Source organism: Sphingomonas sp. STIS6.2, from assembly GCF_000732685.2.
GTDB classification, from domain to species: domain Bacteria; phylum Pseudomonadota; class Alphaproteobacteria; order Sphingomonadales; family Sphingomonadaceae; genus Sphingomonas; species Sphingomonas aerolata.
The window spans coordinates 1-19,605 of the sequence record NZ_JPDP02000071.1 but is presented as its reverse complement, the minus strand read 5'-3'; the positions used below and the strand labels follow the sequence as shown (position 1 = coordinate 19,605).

18 protein-coding genes and 1 tRNA gene are annotated in these 19,605 nt (G+C 60.5%); 10 read left to right on the top strand and 9 right to left on the bottom strand.

Annotated features, from left to right (window positions below; genetic code table 11):
• Window positions 1-35 precede the first annotated feature (35 nt).
• A complete protein-coding gene (locus sphst_RS11410) occupies window positions 36-347 on the top strand; it encodes a hypothetical protein (RefSeq protein ID WP_031393651.1) in 312 nt (103 codons plus the stop codon).
• Window positions 348-486: 139 nt separating this feature from the next.
• Here sphst_RS11410 and sphst_RS11405 read toward each other — a convergent pair whose 3' ends face one another.
• Window positions 487-798, bottom strand: coding sequence for a hypothetical protein (locus sphst_RS11405; RefSeq protein WP_146163682.1), 312 nt, complete (start codon window positions 796-798; stop codon window positions 487-489).
• A gap of 529 nt (window positions 799-1,327) precedes the next feature.
• Complete coding sequence (gene mutL / locus sphst_RS11400; RefSeq protein ID WP_107045556.1) at window positions 1,328-3,142, bottom strand: DNA mismatch repair endonuclease MutL; 1,815 nt, start codon at window positions 3,140-3,142, stop codon at window positions 1,328-1,330.
• 149 nt (window positions 3,143-3,291) lie between these two features.
• On the opposite strand from mutL, the gene sphst_RS11395 reads away from it, so the two are divergent.
• The 6 genes from sphst_RS11395 to sphst_RS11370 all read left to right on the top strand — a co-directional run bounded on the left by sphst_RS11395 (window position 3,292) and on the right by sphst_RS11370 (window position 9,277).
• Window positions 3,292-4,335 carry a rod shape-determining protein gene (locus sphst_RS11395; protein ID WP_031439534.1) on the top strand — a complete coding sequence of 348 codons (1,044 nt, stop codon included), beginning with the start codon at window positions 3,292-3,294 and terminating at the stop codon, window positions 4,333-4,335.
• 101 nt (window positions 4,336-4,436) lie between these two features.
• On the top strand, window positions 4,437-5,324 hold the full coding sequence (mreC, locus tag sphst_RS11390) for a rod shape-determining protein MreC (protein ID WP_107045555.1): 888 nt from the start codon (window positions 4,437-4,439) through the stop codon (window positions 5,322-5,324).
• A 46-nt stretch (window positions 5,325-5,370) separates the two neighbouring features.
• Window positions 5,371-5,892 (top strand): rod shape-determining protein MreD, encoded by a 522-nt coding sequence (mreD, locus tag sphst_RS11385; RefSeq protein WP_031440173.1) that lies wholly within the window; start codon window positions 5,371-5,373, stop codon window positions 5,890-5,892.
• Between the two features lie 13 nt (window positions 5,893-5,905).
• Window positions 5,906-7,978, top strand: a complete 2,073-nt coding sequence (gene mrdA / locus sphst_RS11380) for a penicillin-binding protein 2 (protein WP_107045554.1) — start codon at window positions 5,906-5,908, stop codon at window positions 7,976-7,978.
• A complete protein-coding gene (rodA, locus tag sphst_RS11375) occupies window positions 7,975-9,084 on the top strand; it encodes a rod shape-determining protein RodA (protein ID WP_031392826.1) in 1,110 nt (369 codons plus the stop codon). Before mrdA ends, rodA begins: the two co-directional genes overlap by 4 nt.
• A 117-nt stretch (window positions 9,085-9,201) precedes the next feature.
• A tRNA-Lys gene (locus tag sphst_RS11370) sits at window positions 9,202-9,277 on the top strand.
• A 410-nt stretch (window positions 9,278-9,687) separates the two neighbouring features.
• Here the strand turns inward: sphst_RS11370 and sphst_RS20540 are convergent.
• Window positions 9,688-9,933: a hypothetical protein gene (locus sphst_RS20540; protein ID WP_159043590.1), complete on the bottom strand. Its 246-nt coding sequence runs from the start codon at window positions 9,931-9,933 to the stop codon at window positions 9,688-9,690.
• A gap of 1,533 nt (window positions 9,934-11,466) precedes the next feature.
• The gene (locus sphst_RS11365) at window positions 11,467-11,646 is read right to left on the bottom strand and encodes a helix-turn-helix domain-containing protein (RefSeq protein WP_199848963.1); all 180 of its coding nucleotides are present in this window, start codon (window positions 11,644-11,646) and stop codon (window positions 11,467-11,469) included.
• Window positions 11,647-11,979: 333 nt separating this feature from the next.
• Here sphst_RS11365 and sphst_RS20535 point away from each other — a divergent pair, with 333 nt between their 5' ends.
• Both sphst_RS20535 and sphst_RS11355 read left to right on the top strand, forming a co-directional pair.
• On the top strand, window positions 11,980-13,143 hold the full coding sequence (locus sphst_RS20535) for a hypothetical protein (RefSeq protein ID WP_159043589.1): 1,164 nt from the start codon (window positions 11,980-11,982) through the stop codon (window positions 13,141-13,143).
• On the top strand, window positions 13,140-13,688 hold the full coding sequence (locus sphst_RS11355; protein ID WP_199848962.1) for a GNAT family N-acetyltransferase: 549 nt from the start codon (window positions 13,140-13,142) through the stop codon (window positions 13,686-13,688). Before sphst_RS20535 ends, sphst_RS11355 begins: the two co-directional genes overlap by 4 nt.
• On the opposite strand, the gene sphst_RS11350 is transcribed toward sphst_RS11355, so the two are convergent.
• The 5 genes from sphst_RS11350 to sphst_RS20530 form a co-directional block, all read right to left on the bottom strand.
• Complete coding sequence (locus tag sphst_RS11350) at window positions 13,666-14,235, bottom strand: ATP-binding protein (RefSeq protein ID WP_081877373.1); 570 nt, start codon at window positions 14,233-14,235, stop codon at window positions 13,666-13,668. The two genes, sphst_RS11355 and sphst_RS11350, sit on opposite strands and share 23 nt — an antisense overlap.
• Complete coding sequence (locus sphst_RS11345; protein WP_051916152.1) at window positions 14,199-14,618, bottom strand: hypothetical protein; 420 nt, start codon at window positions 14,616-14,618, stop codon at window positions 14,199-14,201. Before sphst_RS11345 ends, sphst_RS11350 begins: the two co-directional genes overlap by 37 nt.
• A complete protein-coding gene (locus sphst_RS11340; RefSeq protein ID WP_031392830.1) occupies window positions 14,596-15,651 on the bottom strand; it encodes an acetyltransferase in 1,056 nt (351 codons plus the stop codon). The genes sphst_RS11345 and sphst_RS11340 overlap by 23 nt, the downstream gene beginning before the upstream one ends.
• A 624-nt stretch (window positions 15,652-16,275) precedes the next feature.
• Window positions 16,276-17,442, bottom strand: coding sequence for a tyrosine-type recombinase/integrase (locus tag sphst_RS11335; protein ID WP_031392831.1), 1,167 nt, complete (start codon window positions 17,440-17,442; stop codon window positions 16,276-16,278).
• 959 nt (window positions 17,443-18,401) lie between these two features.
• Entirely contained in the window at window positions 18,402-18,578 is a 177-nt protein-coding gene (locus tag sphst_RS20530) for a hypothetical protein (protein ID WP_156360243.1), read from the bottom strand.
• 407 nt (window positions 18,579-18,985) lie between these two features.
• Between sphst_RS20530 and sphst_RS11325 the strand changes: the two genes are divergently transcribed.
• On the top strand, window positions 18,986-19,450 hold the full coding sequence (locus tag sphst_RS11325; protein WP_031392833.1) for a DUF6265 family protein: 465 nt from the start codon (window positions 18,986-18,988) through the stop codon (window positions 19,448-19,450).
• Window positions 19,451-19,605: the final 155 nt, after the last annotated feature.

Sequence of the window (19,605 nt, the reverse complement as noted above, 5' to 3'; positions counted from 1 at the left end):
GTGTTCGAACCTGTTGTAAGTACAGGGAGAGTTAAATGTCAGATTATCGGGGCGGCGAGCCAATTCATCAGAAGAGCGGCGCAGGCAAGACGATCGTCATCGTCCTTGTCCTCATTGCGGCCATCGTCGGTGTCCTCTTTGCGACCGGGTTCTGGAGCGCCAACGTGAAGGAAGGTTCGCTTCCGGAGGTCTCCGTCAAGGGCGGTGACATGCCGAATGTCGATCTGGATTCCAAGGCGGTCGTCGTCGGCACGAAGAAGACCGAAGTCGAGGTCCCCAAGGTCAAGACCGAAACCGAAACGGTCGACGTGCCCACCGTGGGCGTCAAGGACAATGGCGAGAAGTAAGACTTCGCCTGACGTCACGAGCCCTCACCTGACGGTGGGGGCTTTTTTTTTGTGACGCGACGCGGATGTAAGGGCGTTATCGCCGGGCACCGGGCAGCCGGTGTCAACGGCTCAACTTGGTGGAAACTCGACTTTCAGCCTATAAAGCGAGCATGAGAATCCTCATGCCGAGAAGGTGCAAAGCCGGCAGTGCGAGCGCAGTGACGAAGCGCCATTTTGTCAATCGGCGATAGCAGAGAAAGCCCGCCGTCATAGCAGCGACGAGCATGATAGGCTGAGCGAGCAAGAACAATACCAGCGCCCACGCGCCGACAGACTGTCCACCGTCCATCGCCATCGGCGAAACTAACGCGAGCATTGCCGCTCGACCCAATAGAGTGCCAGACAGCAGCGATGCCGCGAGCGGAAGCATACGCGTCACGGTAATTGCCGGATGTTTTGCCGTCGGCATGAACGCTCCTTTGCTTCCAACCCCGCTAAGCTTCGAATGTCTGCAATTGTGCGAAGGTGTAAGTGTCAGCTTAATCCACCTGCCAAGTTAACCTGTTGCGAACAACGTTGGCAATGGCCATGGACGACGCTCGCAGTAGATAGCACTCCTGCCACGAAAGTGTTTAAGTATCTCGTCGAATCAAAATATGCAGAAGCACAAAGAAGTCGATCCTAAAACATAACCTATGTTATGCATTATGCGCTTTATCCATGTCCGCATAAGCCTTGAAGTACACCTGAAAGGCGTATTTTCCATAAATCGTAGTATCAATAGTTAATTGTCGATCCTCGGATCAAACTTAATAATAGTCCTGAGCAGCCTGCTTTATTACATGCCGATGCGTTCGGCAGGCGGTTCTGCTGGGGGGGGGTACCGTGAGCAGTGCCTGTCGAACACCATCGTTGGTCAAAGCTCTTGTATTTACGATAATCACGAACGGGAGTGTGGGGGGCTGCGGGAGACGGCGCCCACCCCCACGCCGCACGGTTTACTTGCGGCCGAACAGCTTCTCGATGTCGCCGTGCGCGAGTTTTACCCAGGTGGGGCGGCCGTGGTTGCATTGGCCCGAATGGGGGGTGATCTCCATTTCGCGGAGCAGCGCGTTCATCTCGGGGACCGAGAGGATGCGGCCGGCGCGGACCGAGCCGTGGCAGGCCATGGTGCCCGCGACCGCGTCGAGCCGTTCCTTCAGCGACAGCGCCTCGTCGAACGCGGCGAGTTCGTCGGCGAGGTCGGTGACGAGCCCTTTGGGATCGCTCTGGCCGAGCAAGGCGGGGGTCGCGCGGACCAGCATCGCGCGCGCGCCGAAGCGCTCGAGGTCGAGCCCGAACTCGGACAGTTCGGCGGCGCGCGCCTCGAGCCGGTCGCAGGCGGGTTCGTCGAGCTCGACGACCTCGGGGATCAGCAGCGCCTGGCTGGCGACCGTGCCGCCGGCGAGCGCGGCGCGCATCCGTTCGAGGACGAGGCGTTCATGCGCGGCATGCTGATCGACGAGGACGAGACCGTCCTCCGCCTCGGCGACGATATAGGTCTTGGCGACCTGGCCGCGCGCGACGCCCATCGGGAAGGATGAGGTTTGCGGCGGGGGTGTCCAGGCGGGTTCGGCTCTTGCCTGTGGGGGCGCGGCGAAGAACGTCGGGCGGGCGTCGTTTACCGTGGCGTAGCTGCGGGATTCGAGCGGTAGTCTTTGGGGCGTGCCCTCACCTTCCCACCCGCTTTGCGGGCGGGCCCCTTCCTCTCCCCCGGGGGGAGAGGAGGTTTCTGGCTGCCACATCGACAGGGCGGACTCAGATGCGCGCTGGCTGCGGTGGCCGGCGGCGTCGAGGGCGCGGCGGAGGCCCGAGACGATCAGGCCTCTTACCATCGCGGGGTCGCGGAAGCGGACCTCGGTCTTGGCGGGGTGGACGTTGACGTCGACCTGGTCGGTGGGGACGTCGAGGAACAGCGCGACGACCGCGTGCCGGTCGCGCGGGAGCATCTCGGCATAGGCGCCGCGGATCGCGCCCATCAGCAGCCGGTCCTTAACCGGCCGGCCGTTGACGAACAGATACTGGTGGTCGGCGATGCCGCGATTGTAGGTCGGCAGACTCGCGACCCCGCCGAGCACGAGCATGCCCGAATCGACCGGGCGTTCGAGGTCGATCGTGACCGCATTGTCGGCGAGCGCGCGATCGGTGAGCGTCGCGACCCGGCCCGGCCGGTCCTCGACCTGCGTCGCCGCCAGCGTGCGACGGCCGTCATGCTCGATCGTGAAGCCAATATCGGGACGCGCCATCGCCAGCCGGCGGACGACATCGAGACAGGCGGCATATTCGGCGCGCGGCGAGCGCAGGAACTTGCGGCGGGCGGGGACGCGCGCGAACAGATCCTCGACGACGACGCGCGTGCCGGGGGGCAGCGCGGCGGGCCCCTCGCGCTCGACGCGGCCATTGTCGACGATCCGCCACCAGCCTTCGGCCCCCCTCACCCGGCTTTCGATCGTCAGCCGTGCGACGCTGGCGATCGAGGGCAGCGCCTCGCCGCGAAAGCCGAGCGTCACGACCGATTCGATGATCTCGTCGGGCATCTTCGAGGTCGCGTGCCGTTCGAGCGCGAGCATCATGTCGGCGGGCGTCATGCCGCATCCGTCGTCGGCGACTTCGATGCGCGCGGTGCCGCCTTCGACGAGGAGAATCGCGATGCGTCCGGCGCCCGCGTCGATGGCGTTCTCGACTAACTCCTTCAACGCGCTGGCGGGTCTTTCCACCACTTCACCGGCGGCGATACGATTGACGAGATGCTCGGGGAGACGCCGTATTGACATGGGTTTGCGTCTAGACCAAGCGACGGCATCCCGCGACCCGCAAACGCCCGCTTATTAGGCACCCGGTGCTCGAAAACACCGGCGGGGCCCGCGAGATGATGTGCGAAATGCCGCCCGTCCGGCGGCCAGGATTACGGGACCCTGATTGAATGGCCTTCTACTCGCGTTTCTTCAAGTTCATGTCGCACGACATGGCGATCGACCTCGGCACCGCGAACACGGTTGTCTATGTCCGTGGCCGCGGCATCGTCCTGAACGAGCCGTCGGTGGTCGCGGTCGAGACGATCAACGGCATCAAGCGCGTCAAGGCGGTCGGTGACGACGCGAAGCTGATGATGGGCAAGACCCCGGGCAATATCGAGGCGATCCGCCCGCTGCGCGACGGCGTGATCGCGGACATCGACGTCGCCGAGCAGATGATCAAATATTTCATCCAGAAGGTGCACGGCCCGCGCCGCTTCGCGCGCTGGCCCGAAATCGTGATCTGCGTGCCGTCGGGATCGACCAAGGTCGAGCGCCGCGCGATCCGCGACGCCGCGTCGAACGCGGGCGCGAGCACGGTGTGGCTGATCGAGGAGCCGATGGCGGCCGCGATCGGTGCCGACATGCCCGTGACCGAGCCGATCGGCAGCATGGTCGTCGACATCGGCGGCGGCACGACCGAGGTCGCGGTGCTGAGCCTGCGCGGTCTGGCCTATACGACGTCGGTCCGCGTCGGCGGCGACAAGATGGACGAGGCGATCGTCAGCTATGTCCGCCGCAACCACAATCTGCTGATCGGCGAAGCGACCGCCGAGCGGATCAAGCAGGAGGTCGGGATCGCCAAGCCGCCGGTCGACGGCATCGGCACGATCATCCACATCAAGGGCCGCGACCTGGTCAACGGCGTGCCCAAGGAAATCCAGATCAACCAGGGCCAGATCGCCGAGGCGCTGAGCGAGCCGGTCGCGACGATCGTCGAGGGCGTCCGCGTCGCGCTGGAGAACACCGCGCCCGAGCTGGCCGCGGACATCGTCGACCAGGGCATCGTCCTGACCGGCGGCGGCGCGCTGCTGCAGGGCCTGGACGAGGTGCTGCGCGACGAGACCGGGCTGCCCGTGACGGTCGCCGAGGACCCGCTGACCTGCGTCGCGCTGGGCACCGGTCGCGCGCTCGAGGACCCGCTGTTCCGCGGCGTGCTGATGAGCGGCTGAGAAGCGTGTAGGTGGGAAACGGGTCAGTGGAAATCGCATCGACCGAGTCGCGGGGATAGGGCCCCGGACCCGGCGATGCCCGAGAACGAGGGGACAGGCGCATGGCGCCAGCCCGCGACCGCCGGACGGGGTTTTCCCGACGGCGTCAATATGGGGTGTTCGTAGGCTATGTGCTCGCCATCGCCGGTGCGGTGGTGGGCGCAGCGTTGCTCGTCGTCTCGACCTTCAATCCGCCCGCCTTTGCCGGCGCGCGGATGGGCGTGGCGGGCCTCACCGCGCCGGTCTCGTCGGGTCTCGCCTGGGTCGTGGGCGGGGTCGCCGCGGTGCCCGAGGCGATCGGGACCTATTTCTTCGTCCGCCAGGAAAATGTCGCGCTGCGCCGCGAGCGTGACCAGACGCGGGCGTTGCTGATGCGCGCGCGGACGATAGCCTATGACAATCGCCGGCTGCGATCGCTGCTGAAGGTCCGCGACCGGATCGCCGAACCGGTCGTCGCCGCGCGACTGGTCAGTTCGAGCGCGTCGAGCGGGCGCCGTTTCGCCTTGCTCAACGCGGGCCGCTGGAGCGGGGTGCGGCCGGGCATGGCGGTGCGCGGCCCCGACGGGCTGGTCGGGCGCGTCGTCGAGACCGGCCCGAATGCGGCGCGCGTGATGCTGCTGACCGACGGCGACAGCATCGTGCCGATCCGCCGGACGCGCGACGGGCTGCCCGCGATCGCGGTCGGGCGCGGCGACGGCATGCTCGACGTCCGGTCGGTCAACGCGACCAACGTCAAGTTCAATGCGGGCGACCTGTTCGTCACGTCGGGCGTCGGCGGTCTGTATTCGCCCGGCATCCCGGTCGCGCGGGTGATGACCGCGGGGGCGGATTCGGTGATGGCGCGGACCTTCGCCAATCCCGACACCTTCGATTTCGCGGTGGTCGAGCCAGGCTTCATGCCGGTGCCGCCGCCGCGCCCCCTTGCGCCCTCCGACAATAGCGCCAAGTGACTGCCAAACCACCCTATCCCGTCTTCCCCCAAATGATCGACCAGCCGTGACCACCCGCAACAGCGTCGACTACAAGCCATTCGAACCGAAGGTCGCAGGCGGCCGGGCGCGGGCGATCCCGTGGCTGACCGTCATGGCGGGATCGCTGATGACGATCGTGCCGCTGATCGCGACGATCCCGATCCTGCCGCCGTTCGGCTTCGTCATGCTGCTCGCATGGCGGCTGCTCGCGCGTTACGCGCTGCGCCCCTGGGCGGCGGCACCGCTCGGGCTGTTCGACGACCTGCTCAGCGGGCAGCCGCTGGGCAGCGCGGTGCTGCTCTGGTCGCTCGCGTTCGTGGCGATCGACATGATCGAGCAGCGGCTGGTGTACCGCGATTTCTGGCAGGACTGGCTGATCGCGAGCGGCGGAATCGCGTGCTGCGTGATCGGCGGGCGATTTCTGGGCGTACGGGTCGGCACGCATGTCGACACCGTGCTATTGGCGCAGATCGTGATCACCATGATGCTCTTCCCGCTGGCGGCGCGGATCGTCGCGACGATCGAACGACGCAGGGTTCAGGAATGAGGCGGGTTTCCGAATGAGACGGCCGCCGCGTGTCGTGACCGAGATGTCGCAAGCCTATAGTTTCTCGCGCCGTGCCTGGATGCTGGGCGCGGTGCAAGGTGGCGTCGGGCTGATGCTGGCCGGGCGGATGGCATGGCTGTCGATCGCGCAGAACGAACGCTACACGATGCTGTCCGAGAGCAACCGCGTGAACATGACGCTGTTGCCGCCGCGGCGCGGCTGGATCGTCGACCGCCACGGCGTGCCGATCGCGAACAACCGCACCGATTTCCGCGTCGACATCATCCCCGACCGGCTGCGCGACAAGGAACGCGTGCTGCCGCTGCTCGGCCGCATCCTCCAGCTGCCGCCCGAGGAGATCGAACGGATCGCGATCGACCTCGACCATGCCGCCGGGTTCCAGCCGGTCCAGGTCGCGGAGAATCTCGACTGGGAGCGGTTCGCCGCGGTCAGCGTGCGCCTGCCCGAGCTGCCCGGCGTCGCGCCGACGCGCGGCTTTGCGCGCAACTATCCCGCAGGCGCCGCGGTCGCGCATCTGACCGGCTATGTCGGCGTGCCCAATGCCGAACAATACAAGAAGACGCGCGACCCGCTGCTCGTTACCCCCGGCTTCAAGCTCGGCAAGGACGGGCTCGAGAAGATGCTCGAACCCGCGCTGCGCGGCGAGGCGGGCGCGAAGCGGGTCGAGGTCACCGCGCGCGGCAAGCTGGTCGCCGAGCTCGCGACCAAACCCGACGTGCCGGGCAAGACCGCGCGGCTGACGATCGACGCGGGGCTGCAGGAATATGCCGCGCGCCGGCTGGGCACCAATTCGGGCTCGGTGGTCGTCATCGACTGTCGCACCGGCGAGATGCTCGCGATGGTGTCGATGCCCGCCTATGACCCGAACAGCTTTTCGGACGGGATCAGCCATCTCGAATGGCAGATGCTGAGCGACGACGATCACGTGCCGCTGATGAACAAGGTCACGCAGGGGCTGTATCCGCCGGGCTCGACGGTCAAGCCGATGAACGGGCTCGCGCTGCTCCATGCCGGCGTCCCGGCCGACGCGCGGGTCAATTGTTCGGGCGCGATGCGGCTGGGGACGAGCGTGTTCCATTGCCACAAGCGCGGCGGGCACGGGCCGCTCGACCTCAAGAACGCGATCATGCAGAGCTGCGACATCTATTTCTACGAGATGGCGCGGCGGGTCGGCTATGCCGCGATCGCGCCGATCGCGCGGACGCTGGGCATGGGGCAGAAGTTCGACCTGCCCTTTTCGACGCAGCGGTTCGGGACGATGCCCGACCCCGACTGGAAGCTTCACAAGTACAAGCGGCCCTGGACGGTCGCGGATTCGCTCAACGCGTCGATCGGCCAGGGCTATGTGCTCGCCAACCCGTTGCAGCTGGCGGTGATGGCGGCGCGGATCGCATCGGGCCGCGACCTGCAGCCAAGCATTCTCGCGAGCCAGGTCCACCGCGACGCGCCCGCGCTGGCGATCGATTCCGAAAATCTCGCGCGGGTGCGCGAGGCGATGTTCGGCGTGATCAACCAGGGCGGCACCGGCGGCGCGGCCAAGCTGCTGATCCCGGGCGTCGCGATCGCGGGCAAGACCGGCACCGCGCAGGTCCGCCGCATCACCATGGCGGAGCGGCGGTCGGGCGTGCTCAAGAACGGCCAGCTGCCGTTCAAGCTGCGCGACCATGCGCTGTTCATCGGCTTCGCGCCCGCGGACAACCCGCGCTACGCGCTCGCCGTGGTACTCGAGCATAACGGGCACACGGTGCGCAACCTCGACACGCCGATGATCGGGCGCGACATCATGACCTACATGCTCGACCGCGAGCGCGCGCTGAAGACGCTCGCCGAGGTCGAACCGACCTGGGGCGGCGACATCAGGACGCGGATGGCGGCGACCGCGGCGACCTATCGCGCGGCGCAGAGCGCCCCGCCCGCCGCGATCGCGACCAAGACCGACGCGACCGTGCCGAGCGACGCCCCGGCAGTCGAGAACGCCACCGACGTCGCCAACCGGACGCAGGCGGATCTGGCGACCGCGGGCGGCGGGGTCGCGGAAGACGGAACCACGGAGCGCGGCCAATGACATCGCGGATCATCCCCGAACAGCTTGCCACCCTGCCCTGGCGCACGTTGCTGCTGGTCACGGCGATCGGGACCTTCGGGCTGGTCGTGCTCTATTCGGCGGCGGGCGGCTCGCTGCGCCCCTGGACGCTGCCGCAGGGCATCCGCTTCTTCATCCTGCTGGCAGGCTCGGTCGTGCTCTCACGCATCCCCGAGCGCGTCTGGAAGGCGGCGGCGTGGCCGACCTATGGTGCGCTCGTCCTCGCGCTCGTGCTCGTCGAGCTGCTCGGCGCGGTGCGCGGGGGCAGCCAGCGCTGGCTCGACCTCGGCTTCATCCGGCTGCAGCCGTCCGAACTGATGAAGCCGGCGATCGTGCTCGCCTGTGCGCGCTTCTACGACATGCTGCCGCCCAACGAGACGCGGCGGTTCGCGGCCGTCTGGCCCGCCGCGGTGCTGATCGGCATCCCCGCGGCGATCGTGATGAAACAGCCCGATCTGGGCACCGCGCTGATGATCTGCGCGGGTGGCGCGACGGTGATGTTCCTAGCGGGCATTCCGCTGAGGCTGTTCGTCGGCGGCGCGGTCGCCGCGTCGGTCGCGATCCCGCTCGCGATCAACTTCGCGCTGCACGACTATCAGCGCAACCGCATCCTGATCTTCCTCGATCCCGAAAGCGATCCGCTGGGCACCGGCTATCATATCAGCCAGTCGAAGATCGCGATCGGATCGGGCGGGCTGTGGGGCAAGGGGTTCCTCAACGGCACGCAGAGCCATCTCGACTACCTCCCCGAAGGGCATACCGACTTCGTCTTCGCGACGATGGCGGAGGAATGGGGGCTGGTCGGCGGCTGCCTGCTGATCCTCGCCTTCCTACTGGTGATCCGCTGGGGGATCGAGGTCGGCCAGCGCGCGCAGTCGCGGTTCGCGCGGCTGGCCGCTGCGGGGCTCGCCACGACGATCTTCTTCTATGTCGCGATCAACCTGATGATGGTGATGGGCCTCGCCCCCGTGGTGGGCATCCCGCTGCCGCTGTTCAGCTATGGCGGGTCGTCGCAGATGACGGTGCTGCTGTGCCTGGGGATATTGATGTCGATCGACCGGGAAAATCGCAAGACGACACGCTGGTAAGCAGAAAAAGACAGCAATTTGGACGAAAGGGGGTTGCGGCCCCCGATGAGTCTGCTAACAGCGCGCCTCCAGCAGCGGGGCGCCACACCAGGGCGCCACTCAAAACCGCCCCGGAATGGACGCATAGCTCAGTTGGTAGAGCAGCTGACTCTTAATCAGCGGGTCCTTGGTTCGAGCCCAAGTGCGTCCACCACCTTTTCAATGACTTACGTTGCATTCGACAGGCCGCAAGCGTGTCCAAGTAGCAAATAGGTAGCGGACGGTTCTGTATCTAAGGGTACCACCCTTTTTTACTCTACAAATCGACGCTCAGCTGAATACCTTGCGGTGGCGTCGCGATATATTTTCTGGGATTGGTGGAGCAGTCTTTCTGCTTTCATAGGCCGTGACGAGCGTACACCCCCGATCATCGACGCTAACTGCTGGTGCACGACCATGCGGCATTGTATCGATAAGGCCAGACCAATGCCGGATAGCGAGTGTGAGCGATCTACGGAGCAACGTAGTTCTTGCAGAATCTTAGCTAGAGGCCGGCGGCCGACATCGGTTAAAGCGCTGACGCCAGGTTAAACTGGCGAATGGCGGGCTATCTTTCACAAAATGTCAGAGCGGAACACAGATCGCGATGGGTGGAGACGAGGGAATGAATCCCACCGCGCCTTGCGCCCGCGCAGAACGTTCGCTTTCCACCATGCGCTGCTTGTAATCGTCGAGAATCGCTTGCCGCCCCTTATGGCAAGCTGCCGAAGTTTGATAAATATGGGTGTAGCCTGGCTGATCGCCGAAGAAGCGAACGACTAGCTCATGTTGTCCAGCAGATGCCGCCAGCGCCAGCAATACCGCAATCACTTTGTTTCCTCCGTCCGCTTATGCACCACCGGCCCCCCAACGCGTCTTGCGAAACGCTCCGTGTGTTCGTCAGTCTTGGGAACGCGCGCCGTCCCCTGTAGCTTGCCGGATTAAAACTGCGGTACACCAGCCATACGAATGCCCCGCTAAGTTGGGTACTACGGTTTGACGCGTAAGATTGATAATCCCCTCACTGCCGGGTCAGAGCCTCGCTTACAGCCCCAACTAGCACATCTATTCCTCCCAAGCGTCACAGAGCTTCCAGAAAGGGGTTATGCGCCACAACGGCGCGGGGGCCTCCCAAGCAGCCCTTTTCGCGCTCTGTGAAGCTTAAATCACGCCACAAGCGATCAACGGAGTTGGGCGGCCGAGGGCCAGCAGCGGAAAACCATGGCCGCCGCCGATCAACGCGAAATGGAGCCATTTACGGGAATCCGCTTTGCCCCTTAGGGATCTACAATAATTACTTTTTCTTCTTCTTCTTTAAGCCAAGTGAATGATTATACATGAACATGATTACGCCGGGTATCATGATCAAAAGCATCCTTAAGGGGCGAAGCAGCAATTTATATATGGCGCGGATTCACGAATTATGAGGCAGGCTTGTCAGCGGCGGCGCGTCCTGCCGACAAACGATCAAATCGGTATCTCGGAGAGTGACATGGAACGTACCCTCCCCCTTCCCTCTTAAATAACGCGCCGTCGCCTTTGCTGACGCCACGTCGTGATGCTGAGCACGCTGCATCATCACGAATGGCTCCCCTACCGGTAGGCGATACCACCACGCCAATTTGGTGTGTTGTCCTGGCTCTACGCGCCACCAAAACACTCCGTCGTCTCGTTTCTCGACCCGGAATGCCCGCCCCCATGTCCGATAGCTCCGGGCGAGCCGTGAAAGCCGCTTGTATAGAGCGTCAATTGTCTCATTGGGCTTAGGACCAACTATCTCCCATTCTCCGAGTGGCGTATAGAACAAACGGTTCATTGGTTTCATAATAGGCTTTCAGAAATTCTGACAAAGCTCCCGATAGGACCAGCTTTGATAAGATTGGCAACGCGCCCCCAGGTTACGACTTAAACGTTTAAGTTATGTCACTCGGGATACCCATAGCGTGCGATCCGCCCGCTGTTGAATCTTGAAACGGCCACGACCTTTCCCTTGTAAATAAGATGCTCGAGCTTCAGCCTGATCTTGTTCGGATGCAGACGGCTCAGGGTGCCAAAGGATGGACATGCCAACTTCGAGCTGCTCCCACTCACTTAGCTTCATGATCGGCCCTGAGGGCAGACGCCGCATGCAAAGAAAGCGGCCTGCCACTCGGCGACTTACCCATTCGCCTTGCTGAGACGGGCGCTTCTCATAGGCTGGTGTCCGGTTTGCACCTGCGATAGCCTCAGTATTGTTTTTAAATTCCAACCAATGCGCATGCCACAACGAAGGGGCCGCTAAATTGGGAAAAGTATTAAATCCCGGCCAAACGTCTAATATATTCTCATTATTGGGCCATGTGGGGATAAGAAGAGCCTGATCCATCACTGAACGCCCTCCAGACCAGCAAACCGCTGTAGATCGGGCATTGTATAACGAACAGCGCCGCCCACTTTTTTGAAAGTTGGGCCGCGCTGTGCCCACCGCCAACGTTCCAGCGTACGAGGTGAGAGTTTTAGATAGTCGGCTGCTTCATTGTTCGTAAGTAAGGGGGTATTTTGCACTTGATTAGTCCTTCGATTAGCGTGAAGGAACGTAGTACCGCGCTGATTTGGTAGGGCTAGGGCGATGTCGTGAACCGCGCCGCACCACACGTTGGTAGCGCAGTGGCCTATGAATGGAGCTGCGCAGATCGGCAGATACAAAGCAGCAAGTCCCCTGCGCAGTTTTTATCAGCCTGGCACGTGAAGGGTGCCTTTTCCGATTTTCTAGGAAGCTCGAAGAAACTTTAACGCTATCTATTCGGCCTCGGTACGGTATCCGGGCATGCAATGTGCCGGCTATGTCACAGCAAGTGCGCACCATATAAGACGTTATCAAATTTCTAGGGGGCAAGGATGCAAAGTAACGGTACGATTGCAATCTGGTGCGTGCCAAAACTCAATTCAACGCCTACCGATCTAGAAGTGCATTTTAATTATTGGAGGATTGCCGGCGATCCGGGCTTTACAGCCAAGACAAAAAAGGCTGTCGAGGATTTCGTCGAGATCGGCCTACTGATCACAGACATTAGACAGATCGAGAAAATACGCGTCTATTTGCCCACAAAGATCAACCGCGGAATGGTTGAGGATTGTGCGCCCTATCTTGCTCAGTCGCAATTTGCACAGGGCATCTTTAACGAGGTTTTCAAAATCACTGCGCCTGTTGCGGGCGGGACGGGCTGCATCGAACTCAACGACAAGCCAAATAGCGTCTTCTGCCGAGTACATAGTTTCGCGAAAGGGTCCCAGGGCATCGAACCAAATGAACTGGAGATTGCCGCACAGCATGACGGCACGGTGCTCACAATCGAAAGAGATGCGATCCGGGAAGCGTGCAACCATGCCTCACCGGCAGCTCCGTCCTATTTTCGTCTACGTATCCGCTTGAAAGCCGGCCGTGACGAGAACCCGTTTGTGAAAGTAATTCGCCCCCTCGATCGTCGATTTCAGAGTGGTTTCGATGAAATCGAATATATTGACTTTCGTATGAACGAAGCACGGACGCTTCCGGCAGCAATTGAGCAGCGAATGCGTAACGACCGCGCTAGGGGCGGACCAGTCGCTTTCAAGCTTGTAGCATTCTTAACCGCGGTGCCGGTTCACTCGGAACTCAGCGTTTCGAACACCCCCTCACATAAAATGAGGCTATTGGAGCAAAGCTGGAACAGCTATGTCGCTTCGGGCATTCCTGAAGGCATGGTTGTCTATCACTGGAAGCGTGAAAGCCGCCTAGGAGTGCCGATAAGTGATTTCTCGGCGTTCGTGAAGCTGCAGACCCGGCGCAGTAGTCGCAAGATATTAGTGGCCTACCTGGTAATCGCGTTCAGCTTCGGTCTAGCTGGCAACCTCGCGGCCTCACTGATCCAGTCGCTTTGGGATATATCCGCGACTCCCGCCACTTTGACAAAAGCCCCTACCGTAGATCGCAAATCAGTCTCCGTTCCTCCTGCATCCGGCCGACCTGCCAAGGATGACACTAGGCGCGACACGGCAACTGTCGTAGGAAATCAATCGTGATTTTCGATCCCTTACCCTCTGTCGCCCGACCGGCTAGCCCCTCGCCTCTCGAATTGAGCGCTGCCGAGGCACAGGCGCTATCGTTTCTCCTGCCATTGTCTAACGATTATCCCGGCATCGCCCAGTGGTTTAGCCAGAAAGTCGTCCCGGGTGCACGCCAGGGCACGCGGCTGTTGCTACCGATCGAGCGTGACGGCGAAGTGGTCGGTTTAGGGATTGCAAAAAAGGAAACGGATGAGCGCAAGATCTGTACGGTTCGTGTTGCATCCAGCCACGTAGGTCGCGGTATTGGTGTGCGGTTATTCGACGGATTGCTCAAATGGCTCGACGATGACCGGCCTCATCTGACCGTCAGCGCCACCAAGCTCCCCCAATTTGAACGAATTTTCGACTATTACGGCTTCAACGTCACTTCGGCTAATGAAGGGCTCTACGTGCCGCGGATGACCGAATTAGGCTACAACGAACCAATGACCCTACCTATCGCCAAGCCGATAATCTCGAACGGGATAAACGTCTTACCTACAGAATTTCATCCAGCTTGAAACCGTCTCTCAAATTGGCGATGACGAGGTCGACATTCAATGCGATTGCATAGCTAGCGACCATCTGACGCTCTGCCGCAATTTCTTCGGCAAGTGCTTCAAGGGTCCGAACCGGCCGTGACCGCTCAGCACCAGCGCGGCGGGCCGCAACCTCCTCGACCGACGCTTCGAGTAAGATCAAACGATCAGGCGAAAGCATCACGATTGTTGACACCGGCACGCGCACTAGTTGCTCATCATTGTCGATGACCCCATGTGCGTCAATTAGGATCGGACGTTGCTCCCGGCCAGCTCGAAAGGCAGCAAGCGCTGGACTCAGAAGCTCCTGATTTTGAATGATCCTGTCAGCAGTTTCCGTACGTAACGCCTCTGTGCTGCTTCGCCGGGCCGCTTTTAAAAGCTCGCTTGCACTTACGAACAAAGTGCCGGGATGAGCCGCGACATATGCCTGACAGGCGCTGGTCTTACCTACGCCAGAGACCCCGAATACGAGAGTACATTGGCCGGCCATCAGAGCATTGCCAACTGTCGCGGCGGCGGGCAGCATGCTTCGGCGGCGGCGACATACATGTACGATTGCGGCGGCGTAAAATTATCGAACCAATCGCTCGGGCAGATCGGCTCATCATATATCCGTAGGGCGCCGATCTGGAGCGCGTAGCCGCGCAGCCGTCCTTCAAAATAAGCGTCGAAAAAGTCTTTCGATATTCCGGAACCGCCGGCTGTCGAGGCCCAAAGCGCCTCCGGCTCGTCCTCAAGGATGTCGGCGATATCGAACTCACCAATCAGGCGACTCACCGGACGAGTACAATAGATGAGAACTGTCTGGACATCACGGCGAGCGAAAATACGACGCCGAAACTCGAATGTCTTAGTGCCACGCCGAATATTCTCTACATGCTCCGGCTTAATCGACAATAAGACGCGCATTAACTTCTCCCATTCCGAGTATTTGGTCGACCTGACCTTTATTAAGCTCGCGGAAATCCCAGCGAGGCTGTTCCGATATCACGCCACTGTCCAGAAGCTGTCCGCGGGTGGTTCGCTTCTGAAACGCAGCATTGTAAGTCATCTTAGCGACATATAGCCGCTTCGAAGCACTCCACTGGTTGCGCAACTCCTCTTCGGTAAAGACGCTGCGCGGCATCGTGTACGCTAGAAATGCGTCGACATTACTAAAATCTTTCTTCGCCTTAACCTCCTCAACAACGCATATCGAGCTTACCACCGAACGAAAATACGCCGGCCCCTTTTTGTCGCTGGTCCGGTAGAAAATGACGATATCCCCTGGTGTCATCCGACCAAGCGCCAATTTCCCAATATAGACTTTGTGAATGGTGTTGGTGTGGGAGACGTCTTGAACAAGCTCAGCGGGCTCATTCTTAAGAATGGAGTCCGGCAAGAGACGGGTGTGGTAAGCCGGATAAATCGCCAGCAACCACGCTTTGCGGCCCTCACGACGCACAAACGGGTAATCCTTTAGGCGATCGCCCGTGAGTTCGGTCAGAGAGCGTACCAGCACCTTTTCAATACCGTCACCCGTCGTCTTACTCGCTTGCTCGACAAAACCATAGCGCTTGAACAGATTGATTAAAGTCTGATGAAGCTCGAACACGGTGACGTAGATTCCGTCGGCACCCGTATTGATTGCGGTGTCGAAGATCTTTTTGATAACGCGCTCACCCAAGCGAGTTCCCTTACCCTCAATCTTAAGCGTACCGACCTTCAACCAAGCGCGATCAGCTAGCGGCGGCTCAACGTCAGTTACTGGCCCGTTTTCCTGCTTCAGATAAATCATTCCGCTCAGTTCGTCGGTTTGATCGTCAATGACCGCATAAACCGGCTCGTTCGCCTTGCTGGCGAACCACTGCGGAAAACCGTTATAGCCTGATTTCAGGCTATCAAAGAACGGATCTGCAAGCGCTAGATCGCTGAACTTAGCCAGCTTTAACTGACGTGACATTGCCCCTCCCGAACATCAATTTCGCCCGCTAGGAAAGCCAACGAACGTGGACAAAACGGTCGCATTAGTTATGGCAGTCTACAAGGGCGAAAATATTTTCTGCATCTCAGCAGGATACCTGCAATTAAACTTGCCTTTCAGCAGAGCGTTTTCATTGGTACTAGTGGACCACGTTAGCTGCCTAACCGAAAGGGTATACGCGACCACTGGTAGTAGTCGACAAAGCGGGCGCGGTATCCACCTTTAAGCGATAGCGTAGCCGTCGCAATCATGGCGGAGGTGGACCGCGCTTTGTCATTGCAGTTTTACGCCCCGGAGAGTCCCGAACACGAGCGTACTAACTCCGCTGATAGGTCCGGTGGGGTACGTCAGCGGGTAGCCGCAATTTCCAAGCCTCCACGGCGGTGGCGCATGATCCATGTGGTACATCGCCAGGCGCATAATGATTAAACGGCTCTGCTCATCACAACACAGTCCATGACATTTATAAAAATATAACTTTTTTCGTGGCCCACCTATTTCTAGCACCACCCAAAAACTATTATCTTTTATCGTAATCTATATTATTATCGAATAACAGTTTACTATCATATAACAGCTCAATTTTCTTACTGCCGGATACTCTTATCCGGATGTTAGCCGCATCAACTCTACGCTGATAGCATCGGCGGCGACCTGCACCGGTGACTGAGCGAGATGCGCGTAACGCGCCGTCGTTGCAGGTTGAGTGTGACCTAACAATCGACCAAGAAGCGGTAAGCTCATCCCTAATCCTGCGCCGACGCTGGCATATGTATGCCGGAGGTCGTGGATACGGACGTCGTCAAGGGATGCGAGCGATCGTAACAACCGCCAAGGTTTTTGTAGGTTTACCAACGGAGCATCCTTTCGCTGCCCCGCAATCACAAATGTTTCATCACGCCCTGCTGCTTGCAGCTCCGCGAGAACTGCAACGGCGGCGTCACCTAGGGAAACGACTAGCGCACCACTCTTCGTGTCGGGCAGACTCATGAGCTTAGCATCCAGGTCGATCCACGCCCATCGCAGCCCGAGGATTTCATTTAATCGCCGGCCGGTGAGCATCAGCAGTTTGATTGCAGCTATAGCGCTTGGCGACGCCTTAGTAGCGCCATCAACGGAGTTGAGCGTCGCCCACAATCGAGCAACCTCAGCCTTTGACAAATAACGCTCGCGCTTCTGCTCGTTATAGCGATCAATGTTTTTTGCGGGATTGGAACCGTCCGGTCGCAACCCCCAACGCTCGGCAAGGCCAAACATTTTGCTAGCCATCGCCAACATTCGGTTTGCTTCATAAGGGGTGGCACGAAGTGCATGATGCAATGCGGCTATATCGGGCCGCATGACGGACGCAATCTTCTTAGCACCGATCGTCGGGAGCAGATGATTTTCGATCAACCGCCGATCGTTGCGGATCGATGACGCCTTCTTTCGAGTTTCAGCATGCTCTTCCATATAGCGTGCGCATAGGTCTCGAACCGTTGGAGCCGCCCGTTCATCCGTTCGCGACTGTGACGGGTCTTTTCCTTGGGCCACCTCTGCGAGCCAGCGACGTGCAATCTCGCGCGCACCCTCGGGGCGTGTCGGTCCGTGCACGCCGATTGTCGGCCGCCGCTGCTGCCCCTCCTTTGTCCGGTAATACAAAAAATACGACCGCTTACCTTTTGGGGTCACCTTGCAACCAAAGCCCGCCAGTTCGACGTCCCAGACAATCACGTCTGCGCTCGCAGGCTTTATTGCCTCGACACTGCGTACCGTCAATTTGGCCTTCATTACCGCTGCTCCACCAGGTAGCGCCTAGGTAGCACGTTACAGCGAACCGAGACAATGGCTAACAGCGTTTAGCGTAGTACGAGTCGAGATAATTCAGTCATTTAGCGAGCTTCTGCATATTACAGCGCAGGACGGCAAACAATGTGTCCAGAGACTCTTAATCAGCGGGTCCTTGGTTCGAGCCCAAGTGCGTCCACCATTCTCCACCGCAGAAAACAAATGTTTTCCACTGCGGCGGAGTCATGTCTGTTCGATATGGTCTGATCTGTCTTCCGACAGTTTCTCTCCCAACTGGATGATATACGCTCGCCGCGCGACCGCGATCTTTCGCGCCTTGTTCGCGATTGGCTCGCTGCAGGTTCGCATGACGTTGAGCATTGCGTGACCGGAGATCGGTCGTACGACCGGGTTGCCCGTCTTCGACTGTATCAGGGCGATCTGCTCGCCTAGCTGGGCCCCTGCCCGCGCGATCGCGCGGTACCCGGCGCCTGTGGCATCCTCCGAGCCTAATACGTCCCAGGCGCGCCGGCAGCGGTCGCTCGGACTCGCTCATTGGGCCGCAGTCCCTGCCCGTCCCAGCTGGGGCGGCATCGTGACGAGCAGGGAACCCTTGCGGGGAGGCGAGGCCTCATCTGCCGGGTGAGGCTTTGTGGTTAAGAAATGGTTAACGCCGTGGATCGTGGCGCCGTTTGTACGAACAACGAGGCTGGTCGAAGGCCACAGCACCTCGGCACGGATCGACTTCGGTGATGTCCCGACCATGACGGGACAGATGATGCGGAGCGATAGCTCTTCCGCATCGCGCATCGGCCACGCCTTGCGGATGGTCGCAAGCATACGTTGCTATTCGGCAACCGCGATGGCTGAACCGCTTCTACGGCTCACCATCGCTGACCTTGCCGACCTCTCAGATATGCCCCTGACGTCTGTTGCCAGTGACAGCCGAGCTCGGCTTTGAGTTAGATATAGGCCGGCGTCGTACCATGGCCCTGGTATTTCTCGCCTTTCACGCTGCTGCGATTGAACATGCCGAGATCTCGGTTGCCCGCCTTCATACTGCTCGGCATCCGCTGGCAGTAACCACGATCCTGGTTTGCTGATCCAGCACCATGTGGTGTCGAGGCCTTGTCGCGCATCGTGAACTCCTATTAACCCTATTGTTTAACTCTTTTCACAATCGCGTTAATTGCGACGTAACTGAGTTCGTGAGAGTCCAAGAATTGAGCGGCGCATTGGTTCCGACCCAAAATTCCGGTAAATTTTGCGAGCAACCAAAGTACCATAGTGCCCTTGGTGCCGTGATACCCAGGGCCGAGGACGTGACGAGCCGGGCAAGGCCGAAAGGTCGCAACGGCCCCCTGTTCGGGCAGGCCAAGCGCGCCGAGATAGAGCCGGGGACAAATTTTCGCGCGATCGTGCTGGTCGACGCGGCCACGGTCCAGGCACGAAAGACACGGTGGATTCCGTCGGCCGAGGCGCTAGGCTGCGCCTGATCACAGGGAGACGTGCCGTGATACGGACCTTGGCCGCTATTGGTCTTGCGATGGCCGTTCCAGCGACCGCGCAGCACACGCGCTCACTGGGGACCGGCACGTCGCCACCCGCGTCAATCGATCAACTGGCCTGGCTGGCTGGCAGCTGGGTCGGCACGGGAATGGGCTCCGACGTGACGGAAACCTACTCCGCACCGCTGGGAGGCCGGATCACGGGCCATTTCGCGATGGCCGACGGCAAGGGCGGCGTTTCGTTTACCGAACTCGTGGACTACGTCCCGCTCCGGGGATCGCTGGCCTATCGGGTTCGTCACTTCAGCCAGGACATGACGGGCTGGGAAGATGGGACGGGCAAGCCCGTAATCTTCCCGCTGGTGGCGGTAGAGAAGGATCGATGGTTTTTCGACGGCATGACGATCGAACGCACGAGCCCAAGCGCGCTCACCATGTGGGTAAGGATCACCGAAAAGGGCACGACGAACGAGGTTCCCTTCAGACTGGTCCGGACGCGCTAGGTGGTTCGATAGGTGAGCGGGATTGGTAGCAAGGTGTCCGCGATGTCAATTTGACCGATGTCTGCATTCGGGTCGGAGGCAGAATGGCCGGAGTTGGTGGTGAACAGACCGACCGCTTTCGGGCAGAAACGTGGCGAAGCTGCCGTTTACTTGCA

Coding starts and splice junctions, on each gene's coding strand:
- sphst_RS11410 (WP_031393651.1), top strand. CDS start 36: ATGTCAGATTATCGGGGCGGCGAGCCAATTCATCAGAAGAGCGGCGCA.
- sphst_RS11405 (WP_146163682.1), bottom strand. CDS start 798: ATGCCGACGGCAAAACATCCGGCAATTACCGTGACGCGTATGCTTCCG.
- mutL (WP_107045556.1), bottom strand. CDS start 3,142: ATGTCAATACGGCGTCTCCCCGAGCATCTCGTCAATCGTATCGCCGCC.
- sphst_RS11395 (WP_031439534.1), top strand. CDS start 3,292: ATGGCCTTCTACTCGCGTTTCTTCAAGTTCATGTCGCACGACATGGCG.
- mreC (WP_107045555.1), top strand. CDS start 4,437: ATGGCGCCAGCCCGCGACCGCCGGACGGGGTTTTCCCGACGGCGTCAA.
- mrdA (WP_107045554.1), top strand. CDS start 5,906: ATGAGACGGCCGCCGCGTGTCGTGACCGAGATGTCGCAAGCCTATAGT.
- rodA (WP_031392826.1), top strand. CDS start 7,975: ATGACATCGCGGATCATCCCCGAACAGCTTGCCACCCTGCCCTGGCGC.
- sphst_RS20535 (WP_159043589.1), top strand. CDS start 11,980: ATGCAAAGTAACGGTACGATTGCAATCTGGTGCGTGCCAAAACTCAAT.
- sphst_RS11350 (WP_081877373.1), bottom strand. CDS start 14,235: ATGCTGCCCGCCGCCGCGACAGTTGGCAATGCTCTGATGGCCGGCCAA.
- sphst_RS11345 (WP_051916152.1), bottom strand. CDS start 14,618: ATGCGCGTCTTATTGTCGATTAAGCCGGAGCATGTAGAGAATATTCGG.
- sphst_RS11340 (WP_031392830.1), bottom strand. CDS start 15,651: ATGTCACGTCAGTTAAAGCTGGCTAAGTTCAGCGATCTAGCGCTTGCA.
- sphst_RS11335 (WP_031392831.1), bottom strand. CDS start 17,442: ATGAAGGCCAAATTGACGGTACGCAGTGTCGAGGCAATAAAGCCTGCG.
- sphst_RS20530 (WP_156360243.1), bottom strand. CDS start 18,578: ATGCGCGACAAGGCCTCGACACCACATGGTGCTGGATCAGCAAACCAG.
- sphst_RS11325 (WP_031392833.1), top strand. CDS start 18,986: ATGGCCGTTCCAGCGACCGCGCAGCACACGCGCTCACTGGGGACCGGC.